This window comes from Marinobacterium arenosum (genome assembly GCF_019795155.1).
GTDB classification, from domain to species: domain Bacteria; phylum Pseudomonadota; class Gammaproteobacteria; order Pseudomonadales; family Balneatricaceae; genus Marinobacterium_C; species Marinobacterium_C arenosum.
The window spans coordinates 41,949-58,020 of the sequence record NZ_JAILYN010000019.1 but is presented as its reverse complement, the minus strand read 5'-3'; the positions used below and the strand labels follow the sequence as shown (position 1 = coordinate 58,020).

The following is a 16,072-nucleotide window of genomic DNA, read 5'->3' as shown; positions in this document are numbered from 1 at the left end:
CCGGTTGGCGCTTAGGCCAGACTGCCCGGCGGCACCACCCTGACCGCCTGCATCATGCCGAGATCCTCATGGGTCAGGTTGTGGCAGTGGAATACGAAGGTGCCGGTATAATTTTCAAACCGTGTTCGGAAGCGGATCCGCTGGAACGGCGCCAGGTTGACGGTATCCAGCCAGGTGCCCGGCGGCACGTTGCCACCCGACAACATCTGGAACGGGTTGACATGGATATGGAACGGGTGGGACTCGGCGGTATGGTTGTAGACCTCCCACTCCTCCACCGCGCCCAGCGGAATCAACCAGGGATCCTCGCAGGAAAACGGCAGCCCGTTGATGGTGTACTTGTTGCCGGAGATATTGCCGGCCAGGCCGAACTCCAGCCGCCGACCGAAGGTAACGTCCTTCTCGTCGATATCTTTCAGCATTTCGCGCCCCGGCAAGCGACCGCTGAACAGCGGCATCTCCCGGACCTCCCCCTGAACCTCGATATCGGCGGCGATCAGATCGCGGCCATCGGCATCCTTGCCGACCACCAGCGGGTAACGGCCCGGCTTGCCGGCCTTGACCAGCAGGTCGGCACGGTTGCCCGGCACCATCGGTACCTGATCGACCCGCTTGGTCTCGTACAGCGGGTTGCCGTCATAGCAGAGCGCGGTGAACTGGTGATCGCCCAGTGCCAGCTCCATGTTCAGCTGATGGCTGGCATTGACCAGCCGCCAGCGCTGCACCTCGCCCGGCTGCATGCGGATCAGCGGTCGCAACTGGCCGTTGACATAGACCGGTCCCGGCTGGGCCAGCACCCGGTAGTCCTCGCACACGCCGTCGTCGTCGAACCGCTGGGTCTGGAAAACGATCACCTGCTCGCGGGCCGCCCGAATCTCGGGGATCCGGTCCACCTTGCCCTCGACGATCAGCGCCCCGGCCATGCCGCTGGCCACCTGCAGCGCCACCGAGCCATGGAAGTGGGCATGGTAGAAATAGGTGCCCGGTGGCTGGTCCTCGGGAATATCGTAGACGTAGTGCTGCCGCTCGTCGTGGCGGATCAGCAGCAGCACGTTGTCGGCCGGGCTGTCCGGCGAGACGTGCAGGCCGTGCACATGCATGTTGGTGACATTGAAGCCGCGCGGTGTGTTGTCGCCGATCTCCGGCACTGCGGTGCACAGAGCCTCCAGCGGATCGTACGGCAGCCGGTTGTGTAGCGACAGTCTCAGCTGGTCGCCGGCCTGAACCCGCAGCGTACGGCCCAGCGGGCCACCATCGAAGCTGCGCAGCATCACCGGCCGGCCGGCCAGGTCGTAGCGGCCGTATTTCGCCTCCATCTGCACCCGCAGCAATCCGTCCCGCGACACCTCCTCCGGCGGCTGGGCCAGCTCCGGCTGCGGCCCCACCGCCGCCAACGCGCTGCTGACCTGCGTCGGCACGCCCCAGCGGGCGCAGCCCACCACGCCGCCCAATGCGGTCGCGCCCATCCCCATCAGCAGGGTGCGGCGGTCAATTCCCGGCAATTTTCGATTCCTATTCGACATCTGACGGCTCCCGGTCAGTCCTTGAAGAAGTTGGCGGCGATCTGGTCGGCGCTGCGCAGCCCCAGTGCGGCGGCGGTCAACGAGGGCGACGCGCTGCCGATGGTCGGGTAGTTGCAGGTGCCGACGATATAGAGGTTTTGGTGATCGAAGCTGCGACAGTGGCGATCCACCACCGCGCTGGCCGGGTCATCGCCCATCCGCACGGTACCGGCGATCACCGCGTCGCCGGAGGTCAGGCTGTAGTAAGTCTTGTCCAGCTCGCCGCGTAGCAGCTTCTGCCAGTTCGCCTCGTTCGGTTGCAGCTGGCCGCCGTCGCGGCGGGCGACACCCATTTGGTTGAAAATCTTCAGATGAGCATCCCAGGCCACCCGGCAACCGCGCAGGGTGTAGTCATCCAGCTTGAAGTCGAGCTTGGGCCTCGGCAGGCCAAGTGGATCCAACTGGTCGTAGGCCAGGCTGACCCGGTTGTCCGGGTTCGGCATCACCTCGACGGTGCTGTGCAGGTTGACCTGGCGGGCGGTCATCTCGTCCACCCGCTGGCGCAACGCGCTGCCGAGATAGCCCTCGTCGATCGCCTGGGCCGCCTCGTCGAGCGGCCCGGTGCCGAACTTGAACGCGCCGTTGATGGTGAACGGGGCGATCGAGGCATACTCCTTGCGGAACTCGCCATCGCGCCAACCGCCGATGGCGCCGGTGGCGCTGACCGGCCCCCGGTAGGGGTAGACCGGATTATCGGCCGGCGCGTAGCCGACGGTGTTGATATTGGCAAAGCCCATCAGGTTGCGGCCGACCTGGCCGGAGCTGTTCGACAAACCGGCCGCCGGCACGTTCTCCTTGCCCGCCGACAGCAGCATCAAGCGCGGTGTTTCCACCGCGTGGGCCGCCAGCACGTAGATCTTGGCCCGGGCCAGGCCGAGGCTGCCCTTGGCGTCCTGATCGAAGTTGCGGTAGTAGATACCGGTCACCTGCTGTTGGCTTTCGTCCAGCGCCACCTGGACCGCCACCCGGTTGGCCAACACCCGGCTGCCCTGCTGTTCCGCCTTCAGCACATGCACATGGGCATCGTACTTGGCGCCGATCGGGCAGATCGGCAGGCAGCTGGCGTTGCCGCAGCACTGCGGCCGGTCATCGTAGGGCAGCGAGTTGCGGCAGTGTGGCAGCGGCTGGGTATCGTGACCGATCACCGCCTGGGCAACCTTGCCTACCTGGATATCCAGGTAGGAGCGCGGCACCACCGGCAGCGGGTAGGGATCTTTGCGCGGTGGCGCCACGCAGTCCGCATCGCCGGCCACGCCCCAGGCCTGCTCGACCTGGTAATAGTAGGGTTCCAGCTCATCGTAGCTGAGCGGCCAGTCGACCCCGACACCGTAAGCGCTGCGGGTACGAAAATCGTTCGGGTAGAGCCGCTCGGCATGACCGGTCCAGTGCCAGGAGGTACCGCCGACCAAGCGCATGAAGAAACCGGCGAAAGCGATCTGCTGCTTCGGCTGTTGCGGCTGGCCGGGCTTGGCCAGCCCCGGCTGGACGTAGTAGCTGAGCGGGTCTTTATCGTCCGGTACCGGCGCCCAGGGCATCATCCGGTAGGGGGAGTTGGCTTCCTTGTCCGGGTTGGCCTTGTAGCGGTTGATCGCGTCGACCCGGTCAACGCGGGCACCGGCATCCAGCACCGCCACGTTGAGGCCCTGTTCGGACAGCCGCCAGGCCATCAAGCCGCCGACCACGCCGGCGCCAATAATCACCACGTCGGCGTCGATCAGTTCCTGCGGTTGTTGTTCCATTTTCATCAGACGTTCTTCCCTGTCACTGCCACGGTTTCAGAAGGTGCCGGCGGCTCGGACCAGTAGCCGAACGGGCCGCCACAGGTGGCCGACGGCTTGGTAAAACTGCAGGCCTGCCAGCTGAGCGCCTCGTCATAGTCGATCACCGCAGTGACCGGCCGGCGCTGGTGGTCCGGGTCGATCCGCTCGCGCAGGTCGCCGCAGATGCGCTGCACCGCCGGATTGTCCAGGTCGGCCGGGCGCAGCTCGATCTGTCCCCGATACCAGACATTCAGCAGCCGGCGCGCCTCCGTTTCGAGACCGGCCCGGCGCAGCGCCTGCGGCAGGTCCTGTTCGGGCACCCGCTGCACCAGCGCCACCAGGCGCCGATAGGGCTGCTCGCCCGACAGCGTCAGCAGCGTCCAGATATCATCGGCCAGCTGCAGATAACTGCGGTCCAGCTCAATGCCGCTCAGTTTCGCCGAGGCACGTAGAAAATCCAGCCGAGCCGGGGTCGCCATCGCCTGCACGCCGCTCGGCAGCACAGACAAGGTGGCGGCCGCCGCCAGCGCCTGCAGCACCGCGCGCCGACTGGCGCTGGCGCCGTTGTTCCATTGCGAGCTCATCGTCCTTTACCTTCCCATTTCCGTTATTCAGGCTATTTAAACGGCGGCGCAAACAGCAGCCCGCCCTGCGACCAGAGCCGGTTCAGGCCGCGCTCGACGCCGATCGCCGAGCCCGGCCCGAAGTGGCGATCGTAGATCTCGCCGTAGTTGCCGACCGCTTTGATCACCCGGTAGGCCCAGGCCTTGTCCAAGCCCAACTGGGCACCGATATCGCCGCTGCTGCCGAGCAGGTTGCCGACCTCGGCTTCATTGTCGCCGTTGAGGTAGAGATCGACATTGCTCTGGGCGATCCCCTTCTCCTCGGCCAGGATCAGCGCATGCACCACCGAACGGACGATGCGCGACCACTGCGGATCATCGTTGCGCACCGTCGGGCCGATCGGCTCGCGCGAGACCACATCCGGCAGGATCAGATAGTCGGCAGGATTGTCGGCCCGGTTGGCGCGGTTGGTGGCCAGGTTCATCCGGTCGGCACTGTAGGCATCGCAGCTACCGCGGAAGAAGCTGTCGCCATTGGAGAACAGCACCTGGGCACCCAGCTGGCGGTGCTCGATCAGGTGAACCAGGTTACGGTGGCTGGTGGTGTTCTCGGTGACGCAGATCGACTTGCCCTTCAGGTCCTCGACCCGCCGGATACCGGAGCGCTTGCGGACCAGAAAGCCCTGGCCGTCGAACAGGTAGATGGTGGGGAACTCGACGTTGTAGCCGGATTCGCGGCCCAGCGTCCAGGTCGAGCTGTACATCACCACGTCGGTCTTGCGTTCCACCAGCGACGTGAAGCGGGTCTTGGCGCCTACTTCGACATACTGCACGAAGTCGGGGTTGCCGATGACCGCGGCGGCCACCGCCTTGCAGAAATCGACATAGAAACCGGCCCAGACTCCGGCGGTGGTGATCGCACTGCGGCCGGGATCATCCGGAAAAACGCCGCAACGCAGGTCGCCGTTGAGCTGCACCCGCTGCAGCGTGGAAGACGCCGCGGCGGTCTTGCTGTCCGCCGCCACGGCGGGTAGCGATGTAACCAGCGTTGCGCACAACCCCAGTGCGGCCACCAGCCGGCCTGCCATGGTCTGCCAGCCCTTCGGCTGCGTTCGCTTGATCTGTTTATCCAGTGTTTTCACCCAAACCTCCTTGTACCCTTAAATCGTGACAAGCCGGATAAACAGCACGCTACGATGATTTAGCCGGAAAAAAAAGCGCTTTCTGGTATCAGTTCCCCCTATTTCCAAGCAAGGCCCTCAGCAGAGCTGTCTTTAGACGTCGCTCTTGGGCCTACCCGCGACCTTCGCACGGTACTCAGTCGCCGCCATATTCCAGCGGCTGAACAGATTCGATACCGTGCCGCTCTGCGCTCCATATCTCTTTCAGTCCCGACAGGTAGCGGAAATATGAGCAAACAACATCTCGACAGCTTGGCGATCGGCCTGTTGACCTTACTGTGCCTGGCGTTCGGCTTACAGCAGATCGCCATCAAACTGACACTGGCCGATATCCCGCCACTGATGCAGGCCGGACTGCGCTCGGTCGGCGCCACGCTGCTGCTGTGCGGCTGGCTGGTCTGGCGCGGCGAACGGGTCTGGCAGCGGGACGGAGTCGAGCTCTGGGGCCTGCTGACGGGCCTGCTGTTTGCCGGGGAGTTCATGCTGCTGTACTGGGCGCTGGAGCACACCGGCGCCGCACGCGCCAGTGTCTTCTGGTACACCTCACCGTTCGTGGTGGCGCTGGGCGCCCAGCTGTTGATCCCCGGCGAGCAGCTGGGCCGCCGTCAACTGGTCGGCCTGCTGTGCGCCTTTACCGGCGTGGTGCTGGCGTTCGCCGACGGCTTGACCAGCGGCGGTCAGCTGCTCGGCGACCTGTTGGCGATCGGTGCGGCGATCCTGTGGGGCGCCACCACCGTGGTGGTCAAGGCCAGTCCGCTGGGTCGCCAGTCGGCCGGCCGGGTGTTGCTGTACCAACTGGCGGTGTCCGCCCTGCTACTGCCGCTGGCCAGCTGGGCCTGCGGCGAGAACGGCAGCATCCGGCTGAACTGGCTCAGCGGCGGCGCGCTGGCGTTCCAGACGGTCGGCGTCGCCTTTATCGCCTACCTGGCCTGGTTCTGGCTGATACGCCACTACCCCGCCTCGCAGATCGCCACTTTCAGCTTCCTGACCCCACTGTTCGGCGTCCTGCTGGCTTGGTGGTTGCTGGATGAACCGCTCAGCGGTTACTTCCTGGCGGCGCTGACGTTGGTGGCGGCCGGTATCTACCTGGTCAACAAGCCGAATACCCGGGTCGTGGCGGAGGCCGTCGAAGCGTCCTGAAATTGATCGTGCAACAGGCCGGCGCCGCCGGCCATGAAAGCAGCAACTCAGAGTTTCCGCGGTTCACCAGCGGTCGTGAATCCGTTACTGTGCTGCCTCGCTCCCCACATTTTCCTCCATCCCGCTACAGATACCGGATTCATGAGCAAACAGCATCTCGACGGCTTGGCGATCGGCCTGTTGACCCTACTCTGCCTGGTTTTCGGCTTACAGCAGATCGCCGTTAAGCTGGCGCTGGACGACATCTCATCGCTGATGCAGGGCGGTCTGCGCTCCATTGGCGCCACCGCCCTGCTGTGCGGCTGGATGGTCTGGCAGGGGGAGCGAATCCGGCAACGGGACGGAGCCGAACTCTGGGGCTTGCTGGCCGGGCTGCTGTTCTCGGCAGAGTTTGCCCTGCTGTACTGGGCGCTGGAGTATACCGGCGCGGCGCGGGTGACGGTGTTCCTGTATACCTCGCCGTTCGTGGTGGCGCTGGGCGCCCAGCTGTTCATCCCCGGTGAACAGCTACGCCGGACACAGCTGTTCGGCCTGCTGTGCGCCTTTGCCGGGGTGGTATTGGCCTTCGCCGATGGCCTGGGCAGCGGCGGCCAGCTGCTCGGCGACCTGCTGGCAATCGGTGCGGCGATCCTGTGGGGCGCCACCACGGTGGTGATCAAGGCTACGCCGCTGAGCCGCCAGTCGGCCAGCCGGGTGCTGCTGTACCAGTTGGCGCTGTCCGCCCTGCTGCTGCCGCTGGCCAGTTGGCTGTTCGGTGAACCCGGTGTCGAGCGGTTGCACTGGAGCAGCGCCGGTGCACTGGCCTTCCAGACCGTCTGCGTGGCTTTCGCCGCCTATCTAAGCTGGTTCTGGCTGATGCGCCACTACCCCGCCTCACGGATCGCCACGTTCAGCTTCCTGACCCCGCTGTTCGGCGTCCTGCTGGCCTGGTGGCTGCTGGATGAACCGCTCAGCGCCAACTTCCTGGCGGCCCTGGCGCTGGTGGCAGCCGGCATCTACCTGGTCAACAAGCCAAAAGCCCGGCTGGCGGCGGCGATCGAAGGGAAAGGTTAGCCCGACTCAGCGTTTGCAGGCCCGCAGAATCACGAACTTACGGTTGGCAGCCACCGTCTCGCAGTTGCCGAACAACTGCTTGAGACGGAGATGGTAACCGAGGTGGCGGTTGCCGATCACCCAGAGCTCACCGCCGGATTTGAGCACCTGCTTCGCTTCCTTGAACATCTGCCGGGCGATGAAGTCGCCGACCACGTTGTGCTGGTGGAACGGCGGATTGTTCAAGATCAGGTCGGCGCTGTTGCGCTCGATGCCGGCCAGGCAGTCGGTGGCCTGAAAACGGGCTTCACGCACCTCGCCGTGGGCGGCGATAAAGTTGTCTCGCGCCGACGCCACCGCCATGAAGGATTCGTCGACGAAGGTCAGCGTGGCGTTGGGATTGCGCTCGGCAGCGATCATCCCGACCACCCCGTTGCCGCAGCCCAGATCGACGATATGGCGCGGCGCATCGGACGCCGGCAGGTGCTGCAGCAGGAAACGGGTCCCGATATCCAGGCTGTCTCGCGAGAATACGCCGGCGTGGTTGCTGAGCCAGTAGTCGGTCTGCTCCAGCTTATAGCGACTGGGGTATTTGTCCGGCGCCGGCGGCAAATCCGGATCCGGCTCGGCAAAGATCAGCCGCGCCTTCTTCTGCGCCAGCGAGGTACGGGTCGGCCCGAGCAGCGTGTCGAACAGTTTCAACGTCGAAGTATGGATCGACTTGACCATACCGGCTCCGATCACCCGGCTGCCGGCATGCAGCAGCGGCCGCAGCCGGGCCAGTTGGTGCTCCAGCATCGCCAGGCTCTTGGGTACTTTCAGCAACACCAGATCGAACGGACCGGCGGGCTCGCTGAGGCTATCCAGCAGGGCGACCGATTCAAGGGCCACCCCGTTCTCCGCCAAGTTCGCCCTGGCGCCCTGGTGAGCCAGGTAGGAATCGCTGCTCATCACCGGCTGGTAGCTGTGCAATACAACGCTGAGCGCACCGAACTGATCGTTCAGAATCAGAATCCGTCCCCCTTGCGCCGGCAAGCCCTGCTCGGCGAGATAGTTAAGCAGGTACTCGTCGGCGGCATCCCAGGCGCGCAGAGTTTCCTTCGGACGTAACGGGTAGCGGTTCAGGCGAAATTCGCCCTGGGGAACAACGAGGGTTTGCATCGGAATCGGATAGGCTCGGCGGACAGAACAGGGGCCGCATTTTAGCACAGTGCGCCCCTGGCGCCGTAACCGGCCTTGCCCACGATCAATGATCCGGCGAGCGGGAATTGACACCACGCGGTCAGCGTTGAGATAGTGCGACACCGCTCACACGGCTCGTGCAACATTGCCGGCCTGGAGCTATGGTTATCCTTATTGTTCACTCCACTGGTGTTTGAATGCTGCCCGCCCTCCGGCGTCTCTGTAACCTTCTGCATCTGCCAGAACTACTTGCCAGCGGCGCGTTCCGACTGGCAATTCTGATCAGTCTGTTCGGCTGGCTGTTCGACGCGGTCATCGACTCTCTGCTGCAGGATACAGCCTTTCTTTCGGTTCTGATCTCGCCCTCCATAGAACATTTACATGATCGCCTGCCCGTCACCCTGATGATTCTGCTCGCCGGCCTCATCATCGGCTGCTTACAACAACGCCACCAGCATCAGCAGGAAGAACTTCAGCAACAACGCGCCCTGCTGCAACAGATCATCGACTCCGCGCCGGAGTGCGTCAAAACCGTTGCCGCCGACGGCACCCTGCTGGATATGAACCCGGCTGGGCTCCGTATCATCGGTGCCGACAACCTGCAGCAGGTGCAGAACAACAGCGTCTACCAACTGATCGCCCCCGAAGACCGGGACGCCTATATCGCCTTCAATGAAAAGGTCTTCCAGGGTCAGGCCGTTCAGCTGGAGTACGATATCATCGGCCTGGACGGCCGGCGAAAACGGGTCGACAGCCATGCGGTGCCGCTGTACGACGACCAGGGCAAGGCCAGTGCCCACCTGGCGCTGACCCGCGACATCACCGACCTCAAGCACTCCCAGCGCTGGCTCAAACAGTTCTCCAACGCCATCGAGCAATGCGCCAGCGTGGTGATGATCACCGACACCGAGGCGAAGATTACCTATGTCAATTCACGTTTCTGCGAAGTAACCGGTTACAGCCAGCAGGAGGTAATCGGGCAACCGGCCGGCCTGCTGCGCTCAGGCAAGCACAACAAGGCGCTCTACCGTCAGCTCTGGCAGCAGATCAGCCAGGGACAGGTCTGGCGTGGCACCCTGCAGAACCGACGCAAGGATGGCGGTTTCTACTGGGCCGCGCTGGTCATCTCGCCACTGCGCGACGACGCCGACCGCATCGACCGCTACCTGTGTACCCAGGAGGATATCACCACCACCCATCAGCTGAACGAGCAGCTCGACTACCAGGCCAGCCACTGCCTGCTGACCGGCCTGATCAACCGCCACAGCTTCGAACGGCGGTTAGCCCAGACCATCGAGCGGGCCCGCAGCGACAACAGCCACCATGCGGTGCTGGTGCTGGATATCGACCAGTTCAAACTGATCAACGACACCTGCGGCCATATCGCCGGCGACCAACTGCTGCGTCAGGTGGGCGAACTGCTCCAGGAGCGGGTACGCCAGCACGACTCGGTCGCCCGCCTGGGCGGCGACCAGTTCGCGGTGCTGCTGGAGTACTGCCAACCGGATGAAGCAACCCGCCAGGCGGAGAAACTGCGCCTGGCGATCGAAGCCTACAGTTTCGACTGGGACGACCAACAATACCAGGTGACCGTCAGCATCGGCCTGCTGGATCTCGACCGGCACGCCGTCGACGCCAGCAAGCTGCTGAGCCTGGCCGACAGTGCCTGCTATATCGCCAAGGAGCTGGGCCGCAACCGGATCTACCAGCACTGCGATGACGACGCCCTGCTGCGCCGCCAGGGCGAGATGCAGTGGGTGGCCCGTATCCACCATGGCCTGGCGGAACAGCGTTTCCGGCTCTATGTACAGCCGATCGCCCGGCTGAGCGACGGCCGGATTGAGCACTACGAGGTGTTGATCCGTTACCTGAGCCAGGACGGCACGCCGGTATCGCCGGGAGCGTTCCTGCCGCCGGCGGAACGCTATGGCCTGGCGCCGAAGCTGGATCGCTGGGTGCTGAGCGAAACCTGCCGCTGGCTGGCGGAAAATCCTGAGCTGAACGGCCGGCCGCTGCAACTGTCGGTCAATCTGTCCGGTCTGACGCTGACCGACAGCGACTTCCTCGAATTCGCCCGCCAGACCATCCAGGCGTCCGGTCTGCCCGCCGGCCAACTCTGCTTCGAAATCACCGAAACCGCCGCAATCAGCAGCTTCAGCCATGCCCTGCACTTTATCGAACAGCTGAAAGCTCTCGGCTGTCGCTTCGCACTGGACGATTTCGGCAGCGGCCTGTCATCGTTCGGCTATCTGAAAACCCTGCCGGTGGACCAGATCAAGATCGACGGCCTGTTTATCCGGGATATCCTCAGCGACCCGATCGACCTGGCGATGGTGCGCAGCATCAACGAGATCTGTCAGCTGATGGGTAAAGAAACCATCGCCGAGTTCGTCGAAGACCAGCGGATTGCCGACCAGTTGCGGACGATGGGAGTCAACTATGGCCAGGGCTATGGTATCGGCAAGCCACAGCCGATCGACAGCCTTCATTCAAACGCTTGCGAAGCCAAGCATCCCTACCGCGAGCACAGCTGAAGGGCCATTTTAAAACACCGGGTTATAGCTTTCACGGACGTTTTGCGGTATCAAAGCAAACGTTCAAGATATTGCACCGGGTATCGGCCATGCCTCACCGCTTCACAATTCTGATGGTCACCCGCAAGGGTGAAAAATCGTCTCCGGTTCAGGAGCTGCTGAGCCGGCATACCAAACAGCTGCTGACGGCCGAAAACGCCGAGCAGGCGGCGGCCCTGCTGAAGAAACACCAGGTATCGGTATTGCTGCTGGCGGCCGGCAGCCTGCAGGATAACCAGGTGTTTTTCCTACACTTGGTCAAGCAGGCCCCCGAACTGGAAGCGCGCATCAGCTACCGGATCGTGCTGTGCGACAAGAGCGAAGCCAAGCAGGCGTTCGAGCTGTGCCGCAAAAACATCTTCACCGACTACTTCGTCAGCCAGCCGTTGTACGACCCTTTCCACCTGCTGTTGCGGCTACGCTTCCTGAAGCAGGTATCGCTGGGTCAGCAACTGGCGAGCCCCCACAACGTGGAATCCCTGAAACAAGCCTGCGCCTTTCTGGAGCACCTCAACAGCCATGCCGAAGAGGTCGGCGGCCTCAACCGCGAGTTGATCTACACACTGGGGCAGAAGCTGAATCTATCGCTGACGCAATTGCTGGCGATGATCGACACCAGCCAGGACAAGGGCGAGGCGGCTCGGCGTGTCAGAGAGCAGGGTGCCGAGGCCCTGATCCAGCCGGTCACCGAGGCGGTCAAGCAAGCCGCCGCGCAAGTCAACCGGGCCGCCAGCCAACGGGCCGAACAGGGCGCTCAGCTGGCCGGTTCCGTGCGCCAGATCCAGCAGGGCATGGAATCCCTCGGCCGCAGCGTGGTGGTGGTATCGGCCGATACCGACCAGCGCAATTCGTTGCAAACCCTGTTGATGTACCAAGGCTACCAGTGCCACGCCTTCAACAGCGGCACCGAATTCCTGCAGCAGTTGCCACAGCTGCGCAGCGAGCTGATTCTGATCGATTGCAAACAGCAGGATCTGGCGGCCGGCCGCTTGATTGAGGAAGTTGGCCGACAGCGGGCCCGGCAAAAACACCCTCCGGCACTGATCGCGTTGATCGAGCCGGGCGATGCCGATGCGGCGCGCAACGCTCTGCACCATGGTGCCAGCGATGTGATGATCAAGCCGGTGGATGACCAGCTGATGCTGTTCAAGCTGTCGCAGAAGGCGCCTCTCTCCGAAGCGGTCTAGAGGCGGGCGCTGTGCTCAGTCCACGACATCCGCCAGCAGCGCCTCGCCGCCGCTGCGGCAAAGCACGATGAAATCCTCCAGCGGTTGCGGCTTGCCGAACAGGAACCCCTGGGCGTAGTCGCAGCCCAACTGCTCCAGCAGCTGCAACTGAGCCAGCTGCTCGACCCCCTCGGCCACCACCTGGATGCCCAGCGCCTGCCCCATGCGGATGATCACCTCCACCAGGGTGCGGTCCTGCTCATCCTCCAGCAGGTCGTTGACGAAGCTGCGGTCCACCTTGATGAAATCGACCGGGTAGCTGCGCAGGTAGTTGATCGCCGAATAGCCGGTGCCGAAGTCGTCGATCGAGAAGCGTACCTGGCGGTCACGCAGGGCATCGATCATCTGCAGCTGATTGTCATTGCCCTCCATGAAGATCGACTCGGTGATTTCGAACACCACCCTGGATGGCGGCAGCTGGTGAGTTTCCAGTATCGCCAGCCAGTGCTCATGGGCATCATTGGGGTAGAACTCGTTGACCGAGCGGTTGATCGAGATAGTGAGGTCCAACCCCGCTTCCCGGAAACGCGCGTAGTCGCGCCCCACCTGTTCCAGCAGCCAGTTGCCCAGCTTGCGGATGGCACCGGTCTGTTCGGCCACCTGGATGAAGGCCCCCGGCAGCAGCAGGCCACGTTCGGGATGCTGCCAGCGCAACAGCACCTCGCATTTGTCGATTTCACCGGTATTCATATTGAGGATCGGCTGGTAGTAGGCGCGGAATTCGCCCCGTTCGATCCCCTGGATGATGTTGTTGTGCAACTCGACCTGTCGGTGAGCCTCTTCATTCAACCGGCGATTGAAGAAGAACACCCGGTTACGGCCATCGCGCTTGGCGGCGTACATCGCCCGGTCGGCGTTGCGCAGCAGCAGTTCGCTGTTGCGACCATCGCCCGGATAGAGTGCGATACCGATACTGGCGGTGACCGCCATACTGCGCCCCTCCAACTGGTAGGGCTCGCTCAGCTCGGCCAGCAGCCGATTGGCGAACAACTCCAGATGGCTGGGCGACGCCACCTCGCGCAGCACCATGACAAACTCGTCGCCCGCCAGCCGGGCCACCAGGTCACTGCGCCGGCCGGCCGTCTTCAGCCGCTGGGCGAAAGACACCAGCAACAGATCGCCGTAGCTGTGGCCCCAGTTGTCGTTGATCTGCTTGAAATAATCCAGGTCGATGAACAGCAGCGCGAAATGGCCGTTCTCGCGCTCAGACTCCAGCATCACCCGGTCGAGCAGGTACTGGAAGTAGGAGCGGTTGATCAGCCCGGTCAGGCTGTCGAAGTTGGCGCGATAGGTGGCGGTACGCATCGCCTCCACCTTTTCGCGGTAGGTACGGCTGACCAGGTAGGCCAGCGCGGCGAAAATCAGCGGGATCAGCAGCGCACTGCCCCACAGGAACAGCAGCCGCTCGGCCGGTACCTGCCAGCCATGCCGCGGCACCGCTGCCAGCTGCCAGTTGCCGAACGGCAGGTTGACGTCAACGGTGACCGGTGCCGAACTGTATAGCGATATCGGCCCCAGGAACACCTCGCCATCGGCCCCCTTGGCATCCCGCCCGCGCAACGCCAACACCAGGTTATCCGGCGGATCATAGAGGCCGGCCTCGCGAAACAGCGCTTCGTCATCGATCGCGGCGGCGATAATGCCCCACAGCTGATCACGCTCGCGGCCCAGGAACACCGGTACCCGGGCGATCATTGCGGTACCGCCCTGAACCAGTTCCAAGGGCCCGGCCAGCACGATCTCGCGCAGCTCGACGGCACGCCGGACGGCGGCAGCCTGCGCCGGGTTGGTGCGGAAATCCAGGCCGATCACTTTCTCGTTGCCGGCGCGGGGATAGATATGGGACACCACCAGCTCCGGCGCCAGCGCGATATGGCGGATATGAACGCCGCTGTCCAGCAGCTCCTCGGTGATGGCGGCAAACTGCGCCTGGCTGAGCTTCGGGTTCAGCGCGATCTCCGCCCGCAGGCCACGCAACACCGCCATATTGGCGCTGACGATCCCCTCCAGACGGGCGCGGATGGTGGACAGCTGGCTGAACACATTGTGCTGTTGCTTGACGATCAGGGTCTGGCTCTCATAGCTGACCAGTGCCGCCGCGCAGCAAAAGCAGAACAGGAAGGTCAGCAGTGCGACCACCTTGGGGCGTTCAATCAGCCCGTTGGCCAGTACTTTGAATGGATACGTCACTTCAGTTCGGGGTACCTGATTGCCATCGATCTGGTTAACCGGCTACCGGCCTTCCTCCGGTATTGGTGGACTCGATAGTACTCCCTGTGCTCACTGCCGGCAGTTAGGGCAAACCGGCAGCTCAAGCCCCTGAAACCATCTCAACCTGTTTCAGGCATTAAACGCAGACTGTATCAAGAAAGCAACAGGCGTTCCCTGCCCGTCGCTAATTAGTTGACGTTTAGTCATCGATTACCACGAACAGGGCGCCTCGATTACGCACCAGGTGCAGCAGCAACCGGCCATCGCTGCGCAGCAGCGCGACCGCCTCGCCGACCGAGGTCACCGGCTGTTGATTGACACTGCGGATCAGGTCCCCCCGTCGCACGCCGGCCCGCCACGCCGGACTGCCGGATTGTACCGCGGCGATCATCACGCCCTGCAGCTGGCCGTTGAGCGGGTGATCGGCCGGAATCGGCACCAATTCCAGACCGCGCGCCTCGCCGCCGGCTGCCTGGGTTGCCTGTTCGGCTGCCTGCAACTGCAGCTCCAGCGTCCGGTATCGGCCATCGCGCAGCAGGGTCAGTTCGACCGCATCGCCGCGTCGCTTCAGGCCCAGCCGATTGCGCAGCTCGGCACCGCTGGCGACAGGCTCGCCATCGACCTCGACGATCAGGTCTCCCTCCCGCAAGCCCGCCTGCTCAGCCGGCGTATCCGGCAGCACCTGGGCGACCAGCACACCGCCACGCCGATTCAGCTCGAACGCCTTGGCCAGCTCCGGGGTCAGATCCTGGATCATCACCCCCAACTGGCCGCGCCGGACATCGCCATGCTCGATGATCTGTGCCATCACCACCTGCATCATGCTGGTCGGCACCGCGAAGCCGATCCCCACGTTGCCGCCGCTGGGTCCGAGAATCGCGGTGTTAATGCCGACCAGCTCACCGGCCGTGGTGACCAACGCCCCGCCGGAATTACCGGGGTTGATCGAGGCATCGGTCTGGATGAAGTTCTCGTAGCCCTCGATACCCAGCCCGCTGCGTCCCAATGCGCTGACGATACCGTAGGTGACGGTCTGGCCGAGGCCGAACGGGTTGCCCATCGCCACCACGAAATCGCCGACCCGCAACGCCTCGGAATCGCCGATCGGCACGGCGGTCAGGTCATCGGCGTCGATCTGCAGCAGCGCGATATCGGTCTCCGGGTCGGAACCGACCAGCTTGGCCTCGAAACTGCGCTTGTCACGCAGCATCACGGTGATCTCATCGGCATTGTCGATCACATGATGGTTGGTGATCACCCAGCCTTTGTCGGCGTCGACGATCACCCCTGAACCCAGCGACTGGCTCGGCCGCCGCCGAGGCCGCAGCTCGGGCGCCGGGCCGAAGAAATCTTCGAAAAAATGGCGGAAGAACGGGTCATTCAACAGCGGGTTGCGGTTCAATGAGACCCGCGACTTGGTCGAAATATTGACCACCGCCGGCAACACCCGCTCCACCATCGGCGCCAGGCTGGCACCCGGCGGCGGCGCCTTGGCCAACAACGGCGAACTGGTCAGCAGCGCCAACAGCAGCGCCACTGCGCCGGCCAGATTGATCTGGATAGCCCTATTCATCTTGCCACCTCCCTATCTCAGTGCAATTAACCCATAAGTACAGCCGCCACGGCCATCGCCGTGGCAGCC

The 16,072-nt window shown here is 63.7% G+C and carries 11 protein-coding genes; 4 read left to right on the top strand and 7 right to left on the bottom strand.

Annotated features, from left to right (window positions below; all coding sequences use genetic code 11):
• Positions 1 to 11: 11 nt before the first annotated feature.
• The 4 genes from K6T12_RS10570 to K6T12_RS10555 are packed head-to-tail and all read right to left on the bottom strand — an operon-like array spanning position 12 to position 5,027.
• Positions 12 to 1,523 carry a multicopper oxidase family protein gene (locus tag K6T12_RS10570; RefSeq protein WP_222222232.1) on the bottom strand — a complete coding sequence of 504 codons (1,512 nt, stop codon included), beginning with the start codon at positions 1,521 to 1,523 and terminating at the stop codon, positions 12 to 14.
• A 14-nt stretch (positions 1,524 to 1,537) separates the two neighbouring features.
• The gene (locus K6T12_RS10565; protein WP_222222230.1) at positions 1,538 to 3,307 is read right to left on the bottom strand and encodes a GMC family oxidoreductase; all 1,770 of its coding nucleotides are present in this window, start codon (positions 3,305 to 3,307) and stop codon (positions 1,538 to 1,540) included.
• A complete protein-coding gene (locus K6T12_RS10560; protein ID WP_222222228.1) occupies positions 3,307 to 3,906 on the bottom strand; it encodes a hypothetical protein in 600 nt (199 codons plus the stop codon). The genes K6T12_RS10565 and K6T12_RS10560 overlap by 1 nt, the downstream gene beginning before the upstream one ends.
• A 32-nt stretch (positions 3,907 to 3,938) precedes the next feature.
• Positions 3,939 to 5,027 carry an amino acid ABC transporter substrate-binding protein gene (locus K6T12_RS10555; RefSeq protein WP_315853593.1) on the bottom strand — a complete coding sequence of 363 codons (1,089 nt, stop codon included), beginning with the start codon at positions 5,025 to 5,027 and terminating at the stop codon, positions 3,939 to 3,941.
• A 267-nt stretch (positions 5,028 to 5,294) separates the two neighbouring features.
• On the opposite strand from K6T12_RS10555, the gene K6T12_RS10550 reads away from it, so the two are divergent.
• Both K6T12_RS10550 and K6T12_RS10545 read left to right on the top strand, forming a co-directional pair.
• Positions 5,295 to 6,206: a DMT family transporter gene (locus K6T12_RS10550; protein ID WP_222222226.1), complete on the top strand. Its 912-nt coding sequence runs from the start codon at positions 5,295 to 5,297 to the stop codon at positions 6,204 to 6,206.
• Between the two features lie 141 nt (positions 6,207 to 6,347).
• Positions 6,348 to 7,259, top strand: coding sequence for a DMT family transporter (locus K6T12_RS10545; RefSeq protein WP_222222224.1), 912 nt, complete (start codon positions 6,348 to 6,350; stop codon positions 7,257 to 7,259).
• Positions 7,260 to 7,265: 6 nt separating this feature from the next.
• Here the strand turns inward: K6T12_RS10545 and K6T12_RS10540 are convergent, their stop codons facing one another.
• A complete protein-coding gene (locus K6T12_RS10540; protein ID WP_222222222.1) occupies positions 7,266 to 8,399 on the bottom strand; it encodes a methyltransferase in 1,134 nt (377 codons plus the stop codon).
• Between the two features lie 218 nt (positions 8,400 to 8,617).
• Here K6T12_RS10540 and K6T12_RS10535 point away from each other — a divergent pair, with 218 nt between their 5' ends.
• Together K6T12_RS10535 and K6T12_RS10530 are read left to right on the top strand one after the other, a co-directional pair.
• A complete protein-coding gene (locus K6T12_RS10535) occupies positions 8,618 to 10,954 on the top strand; it encodes a putative bifunctional diguanylate cyclase/phosphodiesterase (protein ID WP_222222220.1) in 2,337 nt (778 codons plus the stop codon).
• An 89-nt stretch (positions 10,955 to 11,043) separates the two neighbouring features.
• Positions 11,044 to 12,180 (top strand): response regulator, encoded by a 1,137-nt coding sequence (locus K6T12_RS10530; protein ID WP_222222218.1) that lies wholly within the window; start codon positions 11,044 to 11,046, stop codon positions 12,178 to 12,180.
• A gap of 15 nt (positions 12,181 to 12,195) precedes the next feature.
• Here K6T12_RS10530 and K6T12_RS10525 read toward each other — a convergent pair whose 3' ends face one another.
• Positions 12,196 to 14,409, bottom strand: a complete 2,214-nt coding sequence (locus tag K6T12_RS10525) for a putative bifunctional diguanylate cyclase/phosphodiesterase (RefSeq protein ID WP_222222216.1) — start codon at positions 14,407 to 14,409, stop codon at positions 12,196 to 12,198.
• 220 nt (positions 14,410 to 14,629) lie between these two features.
• Positions 14,630 to 16,003: a DegQ family serine endoprotease gene (locus tag K6T12_RS10520; protein WP_222222214.1), complete on the bottom strand. Its 1,374-nt coding sequence runs from the start codon at positions 16,001 to 16,003 to the stop codon at positions 14,630 to 14,632.
• Between the last annotated feature and the right edge of the window lie 69 nt (positions 16,004 to 16,072).

Excerpts from the sequence above, each read along its gene's own strand:
- K6T12_RS10570 (WP_222222232.1), bottom strand. The coding sequence starts at position 1,523 with ATGTCGAATAGGAATCGAAAATTGCCGGGAATTGACCGCCGCACCCTG.
- K6T12_RS10565 (WP_222222230.1), bottom strand. The coding sequence starts at position 3,307 with ATGAAAATGGAACAACAACCGCAGGAACTGATCGACGCCGACGTGGTG.
- K6T12_RS10560 (WP_222222228.1), bottom strand. The coding sequence starts at position 3,906 with ATGAGCTCGCAATGGAACAACGGCGCCAGCGCCAGTCGGCGCGCGGTG.
- K6T12_RS10550 (WP_222222226.1), top strand. The coding sequence starts at position 5,295 with ATGAGCAAACAACATCTCGACAGCTTGGCGATCGGCCTGTTGACCTTA.
- K6T12_RS10545 (WP_222222224.1), top strand. The coding sequence starts at position 6,348 with ATGAGCAAACAGCATCTCGACGGCTTGGCGATCGGCCTGTTGACCCTA.
- K6T12_RS10540 (WP_222222222.1), bottom strand. The coding sequence starts at position 8,399 with ATGCAAACCCTCGTTGTTCCCCAGGGCGAATTTCGCCTGAACCGCTAC.
- K6T12_RS10535 (WP_222222220.1), top strand. The coding sequence starts at position 8,618 with ATGCTGCCCGCCCTCCGGCGTCTCTGTAACCTTCTGCATCTGCCAGAA.
- K6T12_RS10530 (WP_222222218.1), top strand. The coding sequence starts at position 11,044 with ATGCCTCACCGCTTCACAATTCTGATGGTCACCCGCAAGGGTGAAAAA.
- K6T12_RS10520 (WP_222222214.1), bottom strand. The coding sequence starts at position 16,003 with ATGAATAGGGCTATCCAGATCAATCTGGCCGGCGCAGTGGCGCTGCTG.